The organism is Pseudoalteromonas sp. 3D05 (assembly GCF_002723455.1).
Classification (GTDB): Bacteria; Pseudomonadota; Gammaproteobacteria; order Enterobacterales; family Alteromonadaceae; genus Pseudoalteromonas.
The window spans coordinates 41245-60881 of the sequence record NZ_PDUS01000013.1 but is presented as its reverse complement, the minus strand read 5'-3'; the positions used below and the strand labels follow the sequence as shown (position 1 = coordinate 60881).

The window sequence follows — 19637 nt, the reverse complement described above, 5'->3', positions numbered from 1 at the left end:
GAGATAAAATGACTAACTTAGTAACTACAATCAACCCGGCTACCGAAGAAACTATTGCAGACTATACCCTGCTAAATCTAGAGCAGGCAAATAATGAGGTAGATAAAAGTCATGACGCATTCTTACAATGGCGCCACACATCTGTAGAAGAGCGAGCTGAGTATTTAAATAAACTTGCTGATGTATTTAAAAAAAATCAAAAGTCGCTTGCCCAATTAATGACGCAAGAAATGGGAAAGCTGTACCAACAAGGCTTGCAAGAAGTAGAGCTATGCGCTGCAATATGCCGCTACAGTGCTGAGCAAGGCCCAGTGCAACTTGCGGACGAAGAACGTTTAATGGAAAACGGCCGTGCCATCATCACCTATCAACCTACCGGTGTGCTATTAGGTATTCAGCCTTGGAACTTCCCGTTGTATCAGGTTATACGTTATGCGGTAACAAATATTATGGCAGGTAACACCGCAATACTAAAACATGCAGGTAATGTATTTGGCATGGCAGAAAAAATAGAGCAGATGTTCAGTGATGCAGGCTTCCCTGATTATGTATTTAAAAACCTATTGATTGACGGCAAAACAGCCAGCGAACTAATCAGTCACTCTGCAATTCGCGGAGTTACATTTACAGGAAGTGATGGCACAGGTAAAAAGGTAGCTGAGCAAGCTGGAAAGCACGTAAAGAAAACCGTATTAGAGCTTGGCAGTAATGACGCCTATCTCGTACTTGATGACGCTGATTTAGAGCTAGCAATTAAAACCTGTATGCAGGGTCGTATGGTTAATAATGGTCAAACCTGCGTTTCAGCAAAACGTTTTGTTGTCGTAGAGGCATTATATGATGACTTTAAAGCTGCCATTGCAAAGCAATTCGAAGCAATGAAATTAGGCGACCCAATGGATGAAGAAACAGACCTCGGTCCTATGGCACGTGAAGACTTACGAGATAAGATCCATGACCAAGTTCAAGAATCTGTAAAAGCAGGCGCTAAAGTCGTTGTCGGCGGTGAAGTGCCTAAACAAACTGGCTTCTACTATCCCGCGACCTTGATTGAAAATCTATCACCGGGCATGCCAGCCTATGACGACGAGCTATTCGGTCCGGTAGCATCACTTATCAAAGCCAAAGACAATGACGACGCAATGCGTATTGCCAATGATTCGCGCTATGGCTTAGGTGGAGGCATTATCTCAAAGGATGAGAAGCGTGCGATTGAGTTGGCTAAAAAGCATTTTGATACAGGTATGATCAACATAAATGGTTATGGTCTTGCACAGCCAAACCTACCTTTTGGCGGCGTGAAAGACAGCGGTTATGGTCGTGAACACGGCGGGTTTGGTATCCGTGAGTTTGTAAATATCAAAGCTATTATGATTAATAACTAAAGCAAAGTTATAATTAAAAAAAGGGCTCCTCGGCCCTTTTTTTATGCTTAAAGCAAAGTGATAAATTCATTATTGGTTTAACTTATTTAACCTGAGCTCTGGTTAAGAGATGTAATAATGCATTGATATTAAATCACAAATATATTTATTAGTCTCCGCTGGAGATAGATTTATTATCCAGAGTTCAGGTTATTTAAGCTGGGCTTTATTTATGTCGTCATCAAATGTTGGAACTGACTTATATGACGTATTATCCATTTGCAGTTCATCCACAGCTTGTTGAATGTTCATTTCATCATCTAACTGCTGATTACTATTAGCGGGTTCATGCACTAACTCAGTTAGTAGTGCAAAATGATCTGAGCCGTACTTTGCCAATCGCTTAATCCGCTTAACCGTAAAACCATGACTATGAAATAAATGATCAAGCGGCCAGCGCATAAAGAAATACCCAGCATGAAAAGTATTAAAAAAACCTCTCCCTTTACGTGGGTCTAAAAAGTCACTGATCTCCATAAACAAACGGGTACTTCTTGACCAAGCAACATCATTCAAATCGCCAGCAACAATAGTTGGACGTTTGTTATTCTTTAAAGCTTTGGCCAGTAAAATAAGTTCGGTATCTCGAGGCCTAGAAGTATCTTCTTCTGTAGGACTCGGCGGGGCAGGATGAATAAAATGACCTTGCACTTCAAGACCTTCAGCAGTCTCAAATAAAATATGAATTGAGGGAATATCACTCTCTACTAACTCACATACTTGTTGTTTTTTTATTTTATATTTACTGTATAGATGCATGCCGTAGCGATTATCTTTTGGACAGAATATTGTATGAGGGTAGTCTTTTTCAAGTACTGATAAATGTTGTTGCCATTTACTATCCGACTCAAGCGTGATCAGTAAATCTGGTTGGTTCTCGTTCACTAAATCGATTAAATCTTGATAGCGAGTGTTCGACATCAACACGTTCGCCGACATAATACGAACACTATGTTCACTTCCTGAGGGGCTATGAGCCACCTCTTTTTTTGCGAGCCATGTGTACGGGAATATCCACTTACCTTGAATAAGCAAAATAACACTCGCCATTATTAAGGACAACAAAACCAAAGGCGATAGCTCACTTAAAGCAAAATACCCCGCTAAAAGTAGCCCAGCTAATGCAAAATAAAAAACCTGTAACCGAATAAAATCGCAACTACGAATTAAATAGTGCTGGCTGTATGACATAGGTAAAAGTGTCACTATCAAGAACACACTCAGTAAACATACTAATGCAATCAGCATTCAATGATCCCTCATTAATAACGACTTAAAATTGATAAAATCTCTCGAGTATCGTGAACCATATGAATAATGGAATCGTCAACCTCAATAGTAATACGACCATCACGGTCTATCGGCTTTACTACACGACCATGACGATAAATAGAGTCATCTAATATATCACCTTTGTGAAGCTTTTTCTGCCAGCCAGGAGGCAATTGACCACCATTATCAACTTTCTTTTGCAACCCCGGTGGTAAGCTTCCTTTGCCTTTACTCTTGCCTTTGTTTTGATGATCATTTTTTGCAAAAACAGGGCTGCTGATTAATGCTAACCCAACTATAGTCATAGCTAAAAGTGCTTTCATAATTTTACTCCCTACTTAGTTCATTTAAACAATAGCAATAATTAATGAATACGTTATGAAGTAATGTAAATAATCCATCAATTGACTATAACAGAGACTATTTAATGAAGACTAACAAGTAAGCCTGAACCAAAGATGAAATAAATTACAAAGCCTTTAATGATAGTATGCGCTCACATACGCTTGAAGTAACAAGTTATGTGTCACTTTTAAACTTATTGCCGTAAAACAAAAATAGTAAAAACAGCCTTACAAACCACAGCATAATTGTATATTATTAACTCACTTACCTTATTGGAGTTTGCGCTACGATGAATAACTAACATCTGTTGAAATTCGTTTTATTTATTTGAATTTACAGGGTTAGTGGGCGCAAAATTCGTCATATTTCTCGTTATCGACTTAACGAACCATAGTTAGTTTCATAGCTTTGCGCGCCATGCCCTGCTCATATCAGAGGCATTATGCAGTCATTACAAATCCATAATTTAAGCTATCAACACCCTGATGGCCATGTACAATTTAAACAGCTTAACTTTTCAATCAATAAAAAAATCACCGCGATTATTGGTGCTAATGGCAGTGGAAAATCAATTTTGGTAAATATTTTAGCAAACCAACTACAACCTAGTACGGGACATGTTGAGTTTAATGGCACACGTTTATTTGTATCACAGCAATTAAGTGATCACTATGTACAAGGCGCCTCAAACACCATTGCTCAACAGTTAGGAATAGATAAAAAACTGGCGGCTCTTGCACGTATTACACATGGAAGTATTGCTGAAGCGGACTTTGCGTTAGTAGGCGACGATTGGTTATGTGATCAATATTACCAGCAACAGCTATCAAGCATAGGTATTAATGCTCCCATCAACACCCCAATTACTCAATTAAGCCCAGGGCAACAACGTTGCTTAACACTCTATTGCGCATTAGCTGCTAAGCCAGATCTTTTAATCTTAGATGAACCTAGCAATCATTTAGACCGTGTAGCAAAGCTGTGGTTAATATCACAGTTACATACATTTAGAGGGCAAGTAATTATTGTTAGCCATGACAGCCAGTTACTTGAACACAGTGATGCTATTATTGAATTGAACAGTCGAGGCTACCACTACGAAACAGGCAACTTCACCCATTTTTGCCAGCAAAAAGAATTACAGCAAACCGCGCTGAAAAAACAAATAAATCACTTAGCAAAAGAGCAAAAAAAACATCAACAACAAACTCAAATTAACCATGAAAAAGCACAACAACGAGCCGCACAAGGCAATAAGCACCGCCGTAGTGCTAGCCAAGCTAAAGTCATGCTCGATTTTAATAAAAATAAAGCACAAGCACGTAAAGGCGCTAATGAGCGCTTAGCATCGACAAAGCTCAATGCCCTCGCCCAGCAGCACCAAGTCCTTAGGCAACAACAACCCCACAAGATTGAAAGCAACCTAACATTCACTCAATCGACCAGTAATAAACGCCTACTGTTCATTGACAAACTATGCTCAGCACAAATAAACCGCAACACCCCCATAACATTACAGGTACTCAGTGGTAACAAACTACATATAGATGGCCCTAATGGCTCTGGCAAATCAACGCTATTAAAGGCTATAAATGATTCAGCGCAAACGCGTATTAATCCAGCTATTCATCTGAACAGTCAGGTACTTTATATTGATCAACAATGTTCTTTTTTAATTCCCTCACAAAGTTTAATGGATGCAGTTCAGCTGCATTGCGGCCTTGAGCAGCAAGTAATACGAAGCGTACTGGCAAACCAAGGATTCAAAGGGGACGACGTTTATCGTCAGGTCGCTCAGTTAAGCGGGGGTGAGAAAATGCAATTAGCGATGCTGATAGCTAAACAAAATGCCTGCAGTCATTTATTGCTCCTTGATGAACCCGACAACCATTTGGATCTAGATAATAAGCGACACCTTGCTAAAAGCCTTGCCGATTTTATTGGTAGTGTTATTTTAGTTAGCCATGATGAAGTGTTTGTAAAACAAACGACAATAACAGCAACACTGACATTTAAGTAACCATGACAGAACTTTTTGGTCATTTGCTGTTCAAACTCATCGGATCACATAATAATAGAGAATAATATGAAAACGCTCGAACTGATTTTAGTATTCGTTATCGTATCTTTGGCAGGCTGCAGTACTATGCTCAGCCAAAATGCGAATCAAGAAACACGCTCTAGTAGTTTGGTGGATTTTCTATATCCTAATGAACAAAGTCGTCAAGCTCATCAACCAAGTATACCAACGCTTAATTTACCTGCCACTGTCGGTATTGCATTTATTCCCAATCAAAACGATGCAGGTATCCGTAGTAATGAAGAAATTGCGTTGCTTGAAAAAGTAAAAAAACAGTTTTTACAATACGACTATATCGACCGCATTGAGGTTATTCCCAGTAGTTATTTAAAAGGAGGTCAGGGGTTCACAACCCTTGATCAAGTATCTCGGTTATATGATGTAGATATAATGGCATTGGTTTCATACGACCAAGTATCGCAAACACTGGAAAACAATGCCGCCTTTTTGTATCTGACCATTGTTGGCTTGTATGTTATTCCTGGTAATGAAAATACGGTTCAAACGTTTGTCGATACCGCTGTTTTTGATGTGAAAAGTAAAAAAATGCTGTTTCGCGCACCGGGTATTAATAAGGTTGATCAGCGTAGTACGGCCGTCGGTATTGACGATACCTTAAACAATCAATCAAACAGCAGCTTTAATTTAGCCGTGGATGACATGATAGTAAATTTAGATGCTGAACTTGGCTCATTTAAAAGCCGAGTAAAAGAAGAGAAAATAGCAAACGTAAACCATAAAAATGGCACGAGTTCAGGCAGTGTTTTTTGGCTATTAGCGCTTCTTGCTGGTGGTTTAATTTTAAAATACCGCCAACAAACCCGCTTTTGCAAAAATGCATCAAACGTCGTTCATCGCTAAAGTTTTAGCATTCGTCTAAAAGGCTATATTCTGCCCTTTTGAATCAGATTAGATAAAGGGCTTATATGCTTTTTCGAGTACTAGGTTTAACGCTAGCTTTTACAACAGTATGTGATTCTTTTGCAAACCAAAACGATATTGAACGCATCACGACAACAGCATCTCGCTCGCAAGTAAATGCCGATCCTCTCCCTTTAGTTGTCAGCAGCATCACCCAAGCAGAACTGGATTTAATTGCCCCCACCCACATTGAACAAGTATTAAAACAAATCGCTGGCGCAAATTTACAGCATGGTAATGGCCAAGAATACCTGCCTGCACTGCGCTCCCCAGTGCTATCTGGCGCGGGCGCCTGTGGCGGTATTTTGACCGCTGAAGATGGCATTCCACTGCGTGCGGCTGGTTTTTGTAATATTAACGAGTTATTTGAAGCCCACACGGAAATGGCAGATCGTATTGAGGTTTTAAAAGGTCCAGGTTCAGCCCTTTATGGTTCAAATGCTGTGCATGGTGTTATCAATGTCATCACGCCAGATACCACTTACGATGAACAGTTACTGGGGGTTGATTTAGGCTCTTATGGTTACAGCCGTTTAAAACTGCGAAGCGGGAAGGACCTTGGTGATCAAGGGGTTGGGATCAACGCCAGTGTAACGCGCGATACCGGTTACCGTGATGATGAAAGTGTAGATCAAGAAAAACTCAACCTACGTCACCGTTATCTAAATGAAGATTTTTCGATTAATACAGGGTTGAGTTATACCCATTTAGACCAGCAAACAGCGGGCTTTATAACTGGCTTTGAAAGCTATAAAGATGACCAAATAGCTCAGCAAAACTTTAACCCTGATGCATTCAGAAAAGCGCGTTCTTTTCGAGTTTGGTCAAAAGCGCAGTGGCAAACCGAAAAAGATAGGATCACCCTGACCCCCTATATGCGCAGGCAAAGCATGACCTTTTTCAAGCACTTTTTACCAGGTACACCGCTTGAAGAAAATAGCCAAAATGGCTTTGGCGTACAGTCACTTTGGCAACATGTCTACTCGGATGAACTGACTGTTAATTTAGGCTTAGACAGCGAATATACTCGTGCTGACTATCTACAATATCAAGATAAGCCAACCCAAGGCTCTGCATTTTTAGTTGCGACAGTGCCGCAAGGCAAACATTACGATTACGACGTAAATAGCACGCTGATTGCGCCATTTATTAGTCTTGATTGGCAATGGCAACAACTTAATGTCAGCCTAGGTGCTCGCTTTGAACGACTCAATTACGACTATACCAATAAAATGTTTACTGGACGTACCGCCGAAGATGGCAGCGAATGTGGGTTTGGGGGATGTCGTTACTCTCGCCCACCCAGTGATGAAAATACCTTCACCAATACATCACCCAAATTGGGCTTGAGTTACCAACTAAGTGCAGATAACTATTTTTACGCAAACCTCTCGCGCGGCTATCGAGCCCCACAAGCAGCCGAGCTTTATCAGTTACAGCGTGAGCAACAAGTGGCTGATTTAAAATCTGAAACAGCAAACAACCTTGAGCTAGGCTTCAAAGGACAATATCAACAATTACACTATGTAGTGTCTGCCTACGCTATGGATAAAGAAAACGTCATTTTCCGCGACAGTGACTTTTTTACAATTAATGATGGGCAAACCCAGCACCGCGGTATTGAATTAGAGCTAGACTATCAGCTTAATCAATCTATACAGCTTAGCCTTGCAGCAAGCCATGCACAGCACACATATGACTATGACCGTGTTTTATCCGGTGTAAACATTAATGGAAATGACGTAGACACAGCACCTCGTAATATCGCCAACTTCCAAGCAAGCTGGCAAATCACTGATAACACATTAGCTTCGATTGAATGGCATCATGTTAGTGACTATTTTACCGACCCTGAAAATCTTCACAGCTATGATGGCCATAATTTACTCAATTTACGCAGTGCATGGCAGCTCTCTAAACAATTAAAACTTACCGCGCGAATTAACAACCTAACCAACACCAACTACGCAGAACGTGCCGATTACACTGGCTTCAGTGGAGACCGTTACTTTCCAGGCAGAGAACGTAACTTCATGTTTTCAGCAAGTTACGCATGGTAATAAATACACCTTTTTAGTTTGCGTGTTTTAGCACTGGTTTTATATTGCTCTTACAAGTGCACTTAAAGTATAGGTGCACTTTCGAACAGCACGCGAGCTGACTTTTTATAATCCATAATTCAAGCCACATTTAGCACCTTATTGGGCCATGATAGCCAAGGTCGATACGGTTAAAGCTACTATTAATGATTGTCACGTTTAATCAATTAAATTACTCAGCCTAAAGCCGTGTGGTTATAATAGCCTCCCCTATTTGTTATTGATGACTTTGATTTTGAATTCGACTCTCATTAAACGTAGTGCTTTTTCTTCTGCTATTTTAATTTTAGGCATTATCTTTATTGCCGCCAACCTACGTGCTCCTGTTACTGGGCTTGCTCCTGTACTTGAACATATTAGTTTTAGCTTTAGCTTAACCCCCTCACAAGCCGGTATGCTAACAACGCTACCGTTAATTGCTTTCGCACTGGCCAGTCCTGTGGCTGCAAACCTCGCTAAAAAACAAGGCTTAGAAAGCTCATTATTTATTGCACTCATTCTAATCGGTTTTGGCCTGGCATCACGGTTAATTGACTCTGTCACAATGCTGTATTTAGGTACTGCTATTATTGGAATTGGTATTGCGATAGGTAATGTGCTGCTACCGAGCTTAATTAAACGTGATTTCCCGCATAAAGTGGCAGTGATGACATCTACTTATGTATTGGCAATGGGGATTTTTGGTGGCTGTTACTCAGCATTAATTATTCCCTTAGCTGAATATAAAAATATTGGTTGGCAAATTGCACTAGCCTGTTATGGGCTACTCACTCTAATTAGCATTATTATTTGGTTACCCCAATTAAAGTCTCACACTAAGCCCACAAAAGATTTATTGGCGAGTGTTCATAACAACAAAGTATGGCAAGAGGCGCTCGCGTGGCAGATTACATTACTACTGGGCTTAAACTCATTTTTTACCTACATTATGATTGGCTGGTTACCAAGCATTTTGCTTGAAGCAGGCCACTCAAACCAGTATGCAGGTGCTCTACAGGGGTCATTTCAGATAGCTTCCGCAATCCCTGGTATTATATTAATCCCACTACTGGCAAAGCTAAACGATCAACGTATTTTAACTAGCTTATTAGCATCAATAGCCGCAACATGCTCACTTGGACTACTTTATTTTCCAGAGTTTGCTGCGCTGTGGACTATTACATTAGGGTTTTGCTCAGGTGCTTGCTTCATTCTCGGGTTGTCGTTTATTAGTTTACGAACCCACGATACAGATCAAGCAACTTCACTGTCTGGCATGGCGCAATGTTTAGGCTACTTGCTAGCAGCTGCAGGCCCTCTTATTGCTGGGTCATTACATAGTTATTTTGGCAATTGGGCAACCACCTTATGGTTGTGTGCTTTAGCAAGTGCACTCTGCGCTATCTTTGGCTATCTCGGGGGCCGCAATATTACGATGAAGCACACACTACAAAACCCTTAAATAAAAAATGCGCTATATGAATAACCATATAGCGCATTCTTATCATTTATATGATTTGTCTAACGCACTGCTAACACAATTAAACCAGGTACTACAAAGAACGAACCCAACACATAGCCCAGTGCTGCCGATTTATTTTTAGTGCCTACCTCAGCCAGCTTCTCAGCTAGTTTAATTGGAATCTCACGCAATACTGGAATACCGTAAATAAGCGCTACAGCAAACACATTAAACATAACATGCACAAGTGCGATAGTTAGCGCCACTTCAGCCATTGGGCCAGTTATAGATGTTGCAGCTAATAAAGCAGTAATAGTTGTACCAATATTTGCACCCAAGGTGAACGGATAAATTTGGCGCGTAGTAAATACACCACTCCCTGCAAGTGGAATCATCAAGCTTGTTGTTGTTGATGACGATTGCACCATAACCGTTACAGCCGCACCTGATGTAATACCCGCGACTGGGCCACGACCTATCGCGCCATGTAAGATATCTTTTGCCTTACCAACAAGTGCCTTTTTAAGAAGCTTACCTAACGTTGTTACTGCAAATAAGATTAAACAGATACCCGCAACGACCATTGCTGCGCCTAACATTTTTGTATCTAAGAAGCTAAATGCGTCTTTTATTACACCCACAGCAGGTTTCACTAAAGGTTTTACGAAGTTATAGCTCTTTAATGATAAGTCAGCGTCACCTACAAACAAATGCGACAACATGGCTGAAAGCTTTTGTAATAAACCAAACATGATTTCAAGCGGTAAGAAGATAGCAACCGCGAACAAGTTAAAAAAGTCATGAACTGTTGATGCTGCAAATGCACGCTGAAATTCATCTTTTGAGCGAATATGACCAATTGATACCAAAGTATTTGTTATGGTTGTACCAATGTTTGCACCCATTATCATTGGGATAGCAATACTTAAAGGTAAACCACCTGCCACAAGTCCAACGATGACTGACGTTACAGTAGAAGACGATTGTACTAAAGCGGTTGCTAAAGCACCTAGTAATAAAGCGATAAACGGGTTAGTTGCAAACGCAAAAATTTCTTGTGCGCCTTGAGTACCACCTGACGCTAACTTAAAACCACCACTGACTGTACCTACGGCAACCAGTACTAAATAAACTAAAAAGGCAATGGCTGCCCAGTTAAGTGTTTTAATTAATAGCGTGTTCTGCTTTGATTCACTCATGATTAAATCTCAATTGTTGTCTTGCCGATTGTGGCATTTTGATGACGTTTTTGTTTCAGGGCGCATTAGAACACTCCAATATTACAGAAATATTTCATTCAAATTAACAAGCGCTCGTAAAACAAACATTCATGAAGTGAGAACACTAAACCAAGATCAAACAGCGCTAACCAATTAAACTTTAAATTTAATTATCAATAAGTTAACACCAGTATTGAACTTTACATTGATTTACAGAGCAACTGACAACGCTTTATTCTATTTATCAAATAAATTGTATTTTTTTATCTAAGAGGCTTTGTAATTGGTCGGCAGTTTAATGCCATATATAAGAATAGAAACAACAGACAGGTAAAAGGAAGGGGTAATATACCCAAGCCACCTGAAGGTACGAGCGTCGTTGGAATTAAACGCGATTTAGGCGCTAGTAATAGTGGCGCTATTGTTAAAAGCAATAACGCACTAGAACGCGCCTTCAATGAAAGAGCATTACTCTTTGGTCATTGAGAAGCGCGAAACAAAAATGCCATTGGTACACAGTACTAACGGTGTTTGTATTGTGTTTTACAATGGCTTCGCATGATGGCTGGATCACGTAACTTTAAATGCTTTGTTGTGCGGCCACTATGTCGCTTGCGCCATACTTTAAATGAACCGCTAGAAACATTGCTGCGCATAAAAGAAACAAGCTGCGAGTGGTTTAAACCAAAAAGGTCTTCAATAGCTTCAAACGGCGTACGATCTTCCCACGCCATTTCAATAATTCGAGAAGTTTCACTGTCACTAAATTGCATAATTTCCCCAAATTACGTTCATACGCAGTCATTTCTACTTTAGCTCACCTTATTGAACACTTATATCAACTCGCCATGGTGGATTTAAGCGATTGCCTCCGGCCCAATACAGCTTAATTAGGTTTCCTGATGGATCTGTCAGTTTAGCCTCTCGCCATAAGTAACGCTGTTCAATAATCTCGGTATCAAATTTAATACCTTTCGCTTTTAGTAACTCAACCCACTCAGTGAGTGTGTTACTTTCAAAGTATATTGTTGCCCCATGACTAAACACACCATTTGTTAATACTAAGGAAAATGTAGCGTGATTAGCGCATTCAAAGCGCGAGTAATGGGGTGTTTTTACAATTTGCGTAAAGCCCAAAGTCAGGTAAAAAGCGTTGGCTTTTTCGATGTCAGTGACAGGTAAAGTGATTTGATTAAGATTCATAGTCGCTACCTAAATATAAAGTTAAGTAACGACTTTAAAACCTCAACAAAACTTGAGGTCAACTAGGTATTAAGAAGATTGATAACGATTCGCCTGCTTGATACTGGCAAAGTCATTAAACCGCACACCGTGTTTCTTCATAACCTCAAGAACCTTTTTACTGATCATTTGGCGTAAATAGAACGGCTGATTTGGCACAAAATGATGAATAGTATGAGTGTGTCCAAAGTTAAAACAGAACAAGTTAAACGGGGCAAATAAACGACTGGTTATTACGTGCGTTTGCTCCAGCATGTTATTAACGCCGCCATAATAATGCATTGATGACGTAACAAAGTTCAACGAACTTGAGCGCACGATATTTGGCACAATCAACACTACCATTAAAAACTCAAACACCGCCATCACATCTAACAATAAAACCGGTGAGTTAGCTTCAAGTGGCATAAATAAGTTCACTAAGTGAAATACAATAACGCTGTATAAAATGGCAAAGTAAGCTGTTGTTATCGGAAAACCAGCATTAAACACTTTCAAAAAGCTAAAGCCTTTAATTTCTTTACTAAAACGCTTTGCATTAACTAAAAGGCCAAGCAAACCATCAACAATCACCAAAGCACGTAAATAAGGGTTTTTAATACCATTACCGACTAAACGCTCTTCTAAATCTTGCTCAGTGCCTGATACCTTATGATGATGTAAATGCATTTTACGGCGATACCACGGGCTGATTGTATTAGGCCGCATCAGCCACACAGTTAACATCATAAAATTATGCAAAAATGGTTTATTACTAAAGTATTGCTTATGGATAAGGTCGTGTTCTAACTCGTGAGAAATTGAGGTGGCAATCGCAGCTAAAATAATACATAACCAAGCAGGTATAATAGCAAGGTAATACAGTGTGCCAACACCTATTAAGGCACTTAGTGAGAGCAATAAAATTGCCATACCTAAGGTATTTTGATGAGCTAATAGCGGATGTTTTTGACGAAGTTTGGCTTCTTCCGCTTTAATCACTTTAACAATAGCTTGAATATTTTCTTTGGCACTCAACGGGGTCATAAATAGCAACTAAAAATCAACGTTGGCCAAATGATACCCGAATAAATAAAAAGCTGCTATAGCGAGAGGAAGAAGCAAAATAAAAGTGCAGTTAGTTTACCCAAGGTGTTTTCAATGGGTATTAATCTTCAAGTTCATCCTCATTTACTTCTCATTCCTTTCTCTTTGTGCAAAAAATTAAGTGAATTATTCACAAAGAGAAAGAGGCTCTGCGCTTTTAGAGAACAAGAAGTAGATGCATGGCATAACAAAGTAAAAGTTTGTACGTTGCTTAACTTACGTTATGCCTCTTATTATTAAGCAGTCATACTTTTAATCAGCGCTAGCTTTTCAATACCGTGCTCAGGGGTCCATCGTTTAAACTCAACAAAGCCATGCTTTTTATATAGTTGAATCGCCGGTTCGTTAACTACGGCAGTTTCAACAACAATAGTCGATGGCTTTATTGGTGCGGTACTCGAAAAGTCATTAAGTACAAAATGCATTAACCTATTCGCAATACCTTTGCGAAAGTGATCAGGGTCAACCACTAAGCTATTTATTTCTAATTGACTATTTTTAACTTCTAGTTCAATAACACCTGCGATTGAGTCACCTACATACAGGCCATAAAAGTGTGTGATTGAATTTTTTATATTATTAGCTGTGCGTAGCAAAGGTGGAAAGTTAAGCGTACCTATTAGTTCAGCTTCAATTTTATATGAACGTTGAAAAGTAGTGTGGATTTGCTCAGCGACTAAAGCGTTCGCATTATTTAATTTGTTAACCAACCGAATAAGCTCTGCATCATGTAATTATATAGTTTAATTTATAAGTGTATTACGTTTTTATAAAGGCTTGCTATTTGAGGGAAACAGCAGGCTGTATAATACGCTCATAAAATAACAGCGCACAAAAGTGTGTTCAGCATGAAGCTAGCGCTGCGGTGTTCTAAACTTGAAAACAACGCAGCTTGCCAGTGAAATGCTATTGTAGCAATCCTCCATCAGCAATATTCCATTCGTGAATATCTGTTAAGATATCGCGTCCAATCTTTCCAGCTTCAGAATACTGGCTATTACCAGCATGAAAACCAATTTTTAGCGGTGGAGCCGATAATTTACTCCAGCCATTGAGTAGGGCATCGTAGTTTTCAACTGACAATGCAATCCCTTCGAACATGCTACGCATATCACTGAGGTTAGAAATATCCCAATCACTTAAGTTTTGATCAAATGAAACCGCATTGCGAAACATACTGTTCATATAGGCGACGTCGGACACATTCCAGCGGCCAATGTCTTGATTAAATGCTGATGCACCATCAAACATATTGCCCATATAAAATACAAACCCAACTTTCCAATCACCTAAATCTTGGTTAAACGACACTGCATTAGCAAATAGCCCTGTCATCCTATAAACACCGCCAACTGTCCATCTGCCAATTGGTTGGTTGAATTGGCTGGCATTATTAAACATACGTATCATGTCTTTTAAGCTCGATGTATCCCAATTGCTAATATCTTGATTAAAGCGCGTTGCACCATCAAACATATGCCCCATTCTTACGACACGAGACACATCCCAGCTTTCAAGAGGTTGATCAAATAAAATAGCTCCTTGAAACATACCTGTCATATCTGTAATGGTAGAAACATCCCAATCGTTTATGTCTTGGTTAAACGATTGCGCATACGAAAACATATAAGACAGATTTGTTACGTTTGATAAGTCAGGTGTATCTAAGGCATTAATAACAAGCTTAGAGCAGTTTATAAATGCACGCTCCATCGACGACCAACGAATATCACCCCACTGCTCGACAGTTAATAATTTGTTCCAATCAGCTTGCGTTTCATCAAAGTAAAAACGTGGAAAGTCACCACTTATTTTAATGGTATAAGTTCCGCTGGTGTCGTATGTGTGGGTAATTGTATTGACAACATTTCGGTCGATATTGCCATCGCCCCACTCTATCTGGAAATTATAACCCTCACCTTTCGTTGTAATTTTAATTGTATTAGCATCTGTCGAGAACAGTTGTGTATTATCCGTTTTCCATGTTGTGATAAATTCACGAGGTATAATCACCTCAACAGTGCGCTCAATACTTGCCGTGTTTCCTGCTTTATCCGTTGCTGTGTAGGTAACTGTGTATACACCTGCTTTATTAACGTCAACTTCACCAAATACTGTTGTACTGATTGCACCGTCAAAGTCATCAAATGCCGACGCCCCTTGTTCAGTGTATTCCTCATTTAAAAATAATTTAATATACCCTTTACCTATAAGAGTAAGCATCGGTGGAGCAGTGTCTTTAGCGTCAAGTACCGTCACTTTTCGGGTAATTGAACTCGTATTACTAGCTGAATCGACTGCAGTATATGTGATTATATAGTCGCCAGGTGTACTTTCATCCACAACGCCTGAAATAGCGACACTGACTGTTCCATCCACATTATCTTGAGCTTGCGCCCCTAGCTCTTGGTATGATTCGCCCAGCTCAAGAGAGATAGACTTTTCACCATTCAACGTTATATTCGGCGCTTGTGTATCATCGGGTGCAACCACTGTAATTGTTCTAATAACACTTGAAGAGTTTCCCGCACTGTCAGTCGCAGTGTATGTAAACGTATATACACCAGCTTGATTAAGGTTCAAAGAGCCTGACACGCTAACACTTACGCTACCATCCTTATCGTCTGAGGCAGACGCACCATACTCCTGGTAGCTATTGCCTATATTTAGTGTAATAGCCTGCGAACCGTTTAAAGTAATAACAGGCGCTGTTATATCTAGGTTTGAATTAGTTTCCGTATCAGCTTTTTCAGCACCACTAGAGCCACCGCCACAAGCAGATAATGTAAACAGAATGCACAAAATAAAAATATGCTTAAAGCTAAATAAGCGATTCGTTGTCATTTTCTTTCCTTTAAAATGCCCCAATGTACGAGTCTTGAGTAAGGGTAAATAAGTTATTAAATTAAAAATAGAGTTAGGTCGCGTATTCTACTATACCCACAATAGGTAATCTGTATTTATTTACCAAAAGGCTTTTGCTGATAAATGTTTTAAACCAATGTCAGAGAAAGTTAAAAATACAGACTGGCTAAAACGATGCTGGATCTTAATAATATTGCTTTAAGTGGCGCTCGCGTCCGCATTTCACTTTTAAACCTGAAACCATAATTCATCCATGAAGCTGCATCCATCGTTCATCCATGAACTCACTTCGAGCAACTGCGAAACTTCGTTTCGGTTTACTCTCACCCAGCGGGCGGACTTTAACTCATAACAGTGCCACTCTAAGTGGCGCTCGAGTCCGCATTTCACTTTCCTATAGGCATAAAAAAACCCCGACCAATTTGGTCAGGGCTATCAAAAGTGGTACCAGCGGGCGGACTCGAACCGCCACTCCTTTCGGAAGGGGATTTTGAATCCCCCATGTCTACCAATTTCATCACGCTGGCATCATTTTTCTTTAACCTTCTAAACACGAGAAGATAAAGAAAAACCACTTTAGAGCTAGGACTTATAAAGCTGTCTTCGTCTCTATACCAAGCATTATACAAACAATGGCCTTAGCGGCAAGCCTTTTTTACAAAAGCGTGAACAACCGCTTAACAATTGAGCAACCATTAACATTGTGCGGTTTTGCAGTCCTAGTATTTGTCACCCTATTTGCTAAACTAGCGCGCATATCAACTTTGTGAGTATATTTATGTCTGGTGACTTTCCAAGTGCGGGCTTTTGGCGCCGCTTTGCTTCATTAATTTACGACTCATTAGTCGTTATTTCATTGTCTATGCTAACGGCTATTTTATACTTTGCAGCAATACAAAGCTTTATTGCTTTGGGTGTTATCGCGCCAACCGAAGACCCTGCCGCTTTAATTCAAGACTCTCCACTACTGTACGGTCTGCGCAGTGCATTATTTGTTGCTGTTAACATTGTATTTTTTGCTTACTTTTGGACAAAGAGCGGTCAAACAATTGGTATGCGCGCATGGCGCTTAAAAGTGCAAACACGCGACGGTAATCTGATCAGTTGGCCACAAGCTATTATTCGTAGCCTAAGCGCATTATTAGGGCTGGGTAACCTGGTGGTGTTAGTGGATTTCCAAAATAAACGTGCATTGCAAGACTATATTGCTAAAACAGAAGTAGTGACATTATCAAAAGAAGAGAACAAACGAATTTATCGTTCATTAGATTAACAGTGTATTTTAAGGAGCTAGTACCTAGCTCCTTTTTTTAATTTCGTTTATTTAGCAGATAAGTCGCAAAACCAATAAATATAATACTCGGTAGTGTTGCGCCTATAATCGCAGGTATTTGATACACCATCACTACTGGACCAAAGATTTCATTAGTTAAGTGAAATACAATTCCGGTTACAACCCCCATCACTATACGTGCGCCCATAGTCACAGTCCTAAGGGGGCCAAATATAAATGATAAAGCAACCAATAACATAACGGCAATTGACACTGGCTGCATAATCTTACGCCATAGCGCGAGCTCATACGTACTCACATCTTGCTCGTTCTGTTCAAGATAGTCTAAGTATGACCAGAGCCCAGTAAACGACAGTGACTCTGGCTTTACAGACACGACTCCAAGCTTTTCTGCTGTAAGTTGTGACTCATAAAATTCTTCATCGAGCTGCTGGGTAATAATTTGCTCTTCACCTATTTGTACCTTACTTACATCACGTAATAACCAGCCATCGTTTCTGCTCACAGCTTCTCGTACTTTAGTTATCTCAGTCAGTTGTAATGAATTATCAAAGTGATACATATTAACACTGTGCAAAACACCATTTTGATCAACATCTTCAATATTGATGAAGTTATTACCATCTTTAGCCCAAACGCCTTTTTGTGCGTTAAATACATCACCACCGTAAATTGCTTGGTTGCGTATTTCTTTGGCTTTTTGCTGTGCCTCAGGTGCGCCCCATTCGCCAAGAGCCATCATGCAAATTGCCATAAACACGGCAGTCTTCATTACTGATATGATGATTTGCAAACGCGACATACCCGCCGCCTGCATTACGACCAGCTCACTATTAGAAGCAAGCGCTCCCAAACCGGTGAGACCACCTATTAAAGCAGCCATTGGGAAAAAAACCACTAAATCACCGGGTAGACTGTACACAGTGTAAAGCAGCGCAGTTGCAATATCATAACTACCACGGCCAACCGATTTAAGTTGCTCAATAAACTTAATTAAGGTGCTTATGCCCACCAAAACCATAAGCGCAAAGCCGGTAGTCTGAATAATGCTTCTACCCAAATATAAATCGAGAGTTTTCATCATGCGCCTAACTCCCGCTTAGTAACAATCGCTTTGAGCCAAGCACCCACTGGCCGCCCTTTTATAATTAAAAACCCACCTATAAATAGGGCTGTAATATGAATCCACCACAAACCAATTGACGGTGGTATTTTGCCATCTTCAACCGCAAATTTTGCAGCATTAAGTAGTATAAAATACCCTAAATACAGACTGATGGCGGGCACTAATTTTGCAAACTTACCTTGTCGTGGATTTACAACGCTTAAAGGAACTGCCAGCAATGTAAGTAATGGTATTGAGAGCGGAATTGCTAAACGCCATTGCCATTGCGCTACGGCCTCAGGCGTATTCATCGAGATTAAATTCATCGTTGGCACAGCTTCTAACTTACGACGCTGATGCTCTACTTCTTGCTCGCGTATTTGCACACTGTAACCATCGAACTCTGTTAGGTTAAGCGCTGGTGTTTGGCCATCAGTTTCATAACGTTTACCTTCGCTAAGCACGAGCTGCTGCTCACCATTTTCTTGCTCAACGACGACACCACGCTGTGCATAAACCAAACGAGCTAAGTTATCTTTTTCACTGTCTGGTAATTGTGCAACAAAAACTTTATTAAGTTCTTTCCCGCCGTTATCAATATTATGAATAAATACAACCGCTTTTTCATTGCCAGTTTGTTGAAATCGACCTGCTCTTAATGCAGACAATCCCGCATCAGCTTTGGCCTGCTCTTTTAATTGGTATTCGAGTTCGCTGGCCCAAGGAGCTACATAGAGTGTTAAAAATCCAGCCATTATTGCCAAACCAATGCTTGAAATAAGCGTAACACGAACAACATACCATTCACTGACTCCACAGGCTTTAAGTACGGTCATTTCGCTATCAGCGTAAATACGGCTATAAGCAAGTATGATCCCAAGAAAAATACTTAGCGGTAAAATTAATGAGGCTAATTGTGGAAGTTTAAGTGCAATCATCGACAGCACTAGCTTAGCGGGAATACCACCTTCGGACGCATCCCCTAAAATAACCACAAACTTTTGTGACAAAAAGATGGTCATTAGGGTTAAAAATACAGCGACCTGAGACTTTAAAACTTCAGTGGTCAAATAACGGAAAATTAGCAATGCTTGCCCCTGTTAAACATCGTGTTTCACTTCAATAGCGGGAAAACTAAGTAAACTTAGCGTTTTACTCTGTTTATTATATGTCATCAGCATTATACCCAAACCACCTCAAGATGCGAGCGTCGTTGTTACTTCTTAAAAGGGAGTGCCATTGT

The 19637-nt window shown here is 40.0% G+C and carries 16 protein-coding genes and 1 tRNA gene; 6 read left to right on the top strand and 11 right to left on the bottom strand.

What is annotated here, in order from left to right; all coding sequences use genetic code 11:
- Positions 1–8: 8 nt before the first annotated feature.
- Positions 9–1385 carry an NAD-dependent succinate-semialdehyde dehydrogenase gene (locus CSC79_RS13620; RefSeq protein WP_099296312.1) on the top strand — a complete coding sequence of 459 codons (1377 nt, stop codon included), beginning with the start codon at positions 9–11 and terminating at the stop codon, positions 1383–1385.
- Between the two features lie 189 nt (positions 1386–1574).
- Here the strand turns inward: CSC79_RS13620 and CSC79_RS13615 are convergent, their stop codons facing one another.
- Both CSC79_RS13615 and CSC79_RS13610 read right to left on the bottom strand, forming a co-directional pair.
- Positions 1575–2672, bottom strand: coding sequence for an endonuclease/exonuclease/phosphatase family protein (locus CSC79_RS13615; RefSeq protein WP_099296311.1), 1098 nt, complete (start codon positions 2670–2672; stop codon positions 1575–1577).
- Positions 2673–2686: 14 nt separating this feature from the next.
- A complete protein-coding gene (locus CSC79_RS13610) occupies positions 2687–3019 on the bottom strand; it encodes a hypothetical protein (protein ID WP_099296310.1) in 333 nt (110 codons plus the stop codon).
- 464 nt (positions 3020–3483) lie between these two features.
- Between CSC79_RS13610 and CSC79_RS13605 the strand changes: the two genes are divergently transcribed.
- The 4 genes from CSC79_RS13605 to CSC79_RS13590 all read left to right on the top strand — a co-directional run bounded on the left by CSC79_RS13605 (position 3484) and on the right by CSC79_RS13590 (position 9582).
- Entirely contained in the window at positions 3484–5061 is a 1578-nt protein-coding gene (locus tag CSC79_RS13605) for an ATP-binding cassette domain-containing protein (RefSeq protein WP_099296309.1), read from the top strand.
- Positions 5062–5127: 66 nt separating this feature from the next.
- The gene (gene rhlP, locus CSC79_RS13600; protein WP_099296308.1) at positions 5128–5982 is read left to right on the top strand and encodes a rhombotarget lipoprotein; all 855 of its coding nucleotides are present in this window, start codon (positions 5128–5130) and stop codon (positions 5980–5982) included.
- A 65-nt stretch (positions 5983–6047) separates the two neighbouring features.
- Positions 6048–8102: a TonB-dependent receptor gene (locus CSC79_RS13595; protein ID WP_099296307.1), complete on the top strand. Its 2055-nt coding sequence runs from the start codon at positions 6048–6050 to the stop codon at positions 8100–8102.
- Between the two features lie 262 nt (positions 8103–8364).
- Positions 8365–9582 (top strand): MFS transporter, encoded by a 1218-nt coding sequence (locus CSC79_RS13590; protein WP_099296306.1) that lies wholly within the window; start codon positions 8365–8367, stop codon positions 9580–9582.
- 59 nt (positions 9583–9641) lie between these two features.
- On the opposite strand, the gene CSC79_RS13585 is transcribed toward CSC79_RS13590, so the two are convergent.
- The 7 genes from CSC79_RS13585 to CSC79_RS13550 all read right to left on the bottom strand — a co-directional run bounded on the left by CSC79_RS13585 (position 9642) and on the right by CSC79_RS13550 (position 16522).
- A complete protein-coding gene (locus CSC79_RS13585) occupies positions 9642–10781 on the bottom strand; it encodes a Na/Pi symporter (RefSeq protein WP_099296305.1) in 1140 nt (379 codons plus the stop codon).
- Positions 10782–11323: 542 nt separating this feature from the next.
- The gene (locus CSC79_RS13580; RefSeq protein WP_099296304.1) at positions 11324–11575 is read right to left on the bottom strand and encodes a TIGR03643 family protein; all 252 of its coding nucleotides are present in this window, start codon (positions 11573–11575) and stop codon (positions 11324–11326) included.
- Between the two features lie 49 nt (positions 11576–11624).
- Positions 11625–12005 carry a VOC family protein gene (locus CSC79_RS13575; protein ID WP_099296303.1) on the bottom strand — a complete coding sequence of 127 codons (381 nt, stop codon included), beginning with the start codon at positions 12003–12005 and terminating at the stop codon, positions 11625–11627.
- Positions 12006–12074: 69 nt separating this feature from the next.
- Positions 12075–13070, bottom strand: a complete 996-nt coding sequence (locus CSC79_RS13570; protein ID WP_099296302.1) for a fatty acid desaturase — start codon at positions 13068–13070, stop codon at positions 12075–12077.
- Positions 13071–13366: 296 nt separating this feature from the next.
- The gene (locus CSC79_RS13560) at positions 13367–13840 is read right to left on the bottom strand and encodes a GNAT family N-acetyltransferase (protein WP_099296300.1); all 474 of its coding nucleotides are present in this window, start codon (positions 13838–13840) and stop codon (positions 13367–13369) included.
- A gap of 196 nt (positions 13841–14036) precedes the next feature.
- Positions 14037–15974, bottom strand: a complete 1938-nt coding sequence (locus CSC79_RS13555) for a BspA family leucine-rich repeat surface protein (RefSeq protein WP_099296299.1) — start codon at positions 15972–15974, stop codon at positions 14037–14039.
- Positions 15975–16437: 463 nt separating this feature from the next.
- Positions 16438–16522: transfer RNA gene (locus CSC79_RS13550), tRNA-Leu, on the bottom strand.
- A 251-nt stretch (positions 16523–16773) separates the two neighbouring features.
- Between CSC79_RS13550 and CSC79_RS13545 the strand changes: the two genes are divergently transcribed.
- Positions 16774–17268: an RDD family protein gene (locus CSC79_RS13545; protein ID WP_099296298.1), complete on the top strand. Its 495-nt coding sequence runs from the start codon at positions 16774–16776 to the stop codon at positions 17266–17268.
- Between the two features lie 37 nt (positions 17269–17305).
- Here CSC79_RS13545 and lptG read toward each other — a convergent pair whose 3' ends face one another.
- Positions 17306–18373, bottom strand: a complete 1068-nt coding sequence (gene lptG / locus CSC79_RS13540; protein ID WP_099296297.1) for an LPS export ABC transporter permease LptG — start codon at positions 18371–18373, stop codon at positions 17306–17308.
- Positions 18370–19482 carry an LPS export ABC transporter permease LptF gene (lptF, locus tag CSC79_RS13535; RefSeq protein WP_099296296.1) on the bottom strand — a complete coding sequence of 371 codons (1113 nt, stop codon included), beginning with the start codon at positions 19480–19482 and terminating at the stop codon, positions 18370–18372. The genes lptG and lptF overlap by 4 nt, the downstream gene beginning before the upstream one ends.
- Between the last annotated feature and the right edge of the window lie 155 nt (positions 19483–19637).

Coding starts and splice junctions, on each gene's coding strand:
- CSC79_RS13585 (WP_099296305.1), bottom strand. CDS start 10,781: ATGAGTGAATCAAAGCAGAACACGCTATTAATTAAAACACTTAACTGG.
- CSC79_RS13590 (WP_099296306.1), top strand. CDS start 8,365: ATGACTTTGATTTTGAATTCGACTCTCATTAAACGTAGTGCTTTTTCT.
- rhlP (WP_099296308.1), top strand. CDS start 5,128: ATGAAAACGCTCGAACTGATTTTAGTATTCGTTATCGTATCTTTGGCA.
- CSC79_RS13595 (WP_099296307.1), top strand. CDS start 6,048: ATGCTTTTTCGAGTACTAGGTTTAACGCTAGCTTTTACAACAGTATGT.
- CSC79_RS13545 (WP_099296298.1), top strand. CDS start 16,774: ATGTCTGGTGACTTTCCAAGTGCGGGCTTTTGGCGCCGCTTTGCTTCA.
- CSC79_RS13570 (WP_099296302.1), bottom strand. CDS start 13,070: ATGACCCCGTTGAGTGCCAAAGAAAATATTCAAGCTATTGTTAAAGTG.
- CSC79_RS13610 (WP_099296310.1), bottom strand. CDS start 3,019: ATGAAAGCACTTTTAGCTATGACTATAGTTGGGTTAGCATTAATCAGC.
- CSC79_RS13580 (WP_099296304.1), bottom strand. CDS start 11,575: ATGCAATTTAGTGACAGTGAAACTTCTCGAATTATTGAAATGGCGTGG.
- CSC79_RS13555 (WP_099296299.1), bottom strand. CDS start 15,974: ATGACAACGAATCGCTTATTTAGCTTTAAGCATATTTTTATTTTGTGC.
- lptG (WP_099296297.1), bottom strand. CDS start 18,373: ATGATGAAAACTCTCGATTTATATTTGGGTAGAAGCATTATTCAGACT.
- CSC79_RS13620 (WP_099296312.1), top strand. CDS start 9: ATGACTAACTTAGTAACTACAATCAACCCGGCTACCGAAGAAACTATT.
- CSC79_RS13605 (WP_099296309.1), top strand. CDS start 3,484: ATGCAGTCATTACAAATCCATAATTTAAGCTATCAACACCCTGATGGC.
- CSC79_RS13575 (WP_099296303.1), bottom strand. CDS start 12,005: ATGAATCTTAATCAAATCACTTTACCTGTCACTGACATCGAAAAAGCC.
- CSC79_RS13615 (WP_099296311.1), bottom strand. CDS start 2,672: ATGCTGATTGCATTAGTATGTTTACTGAGTGTGTTCTTGATAGTGACA.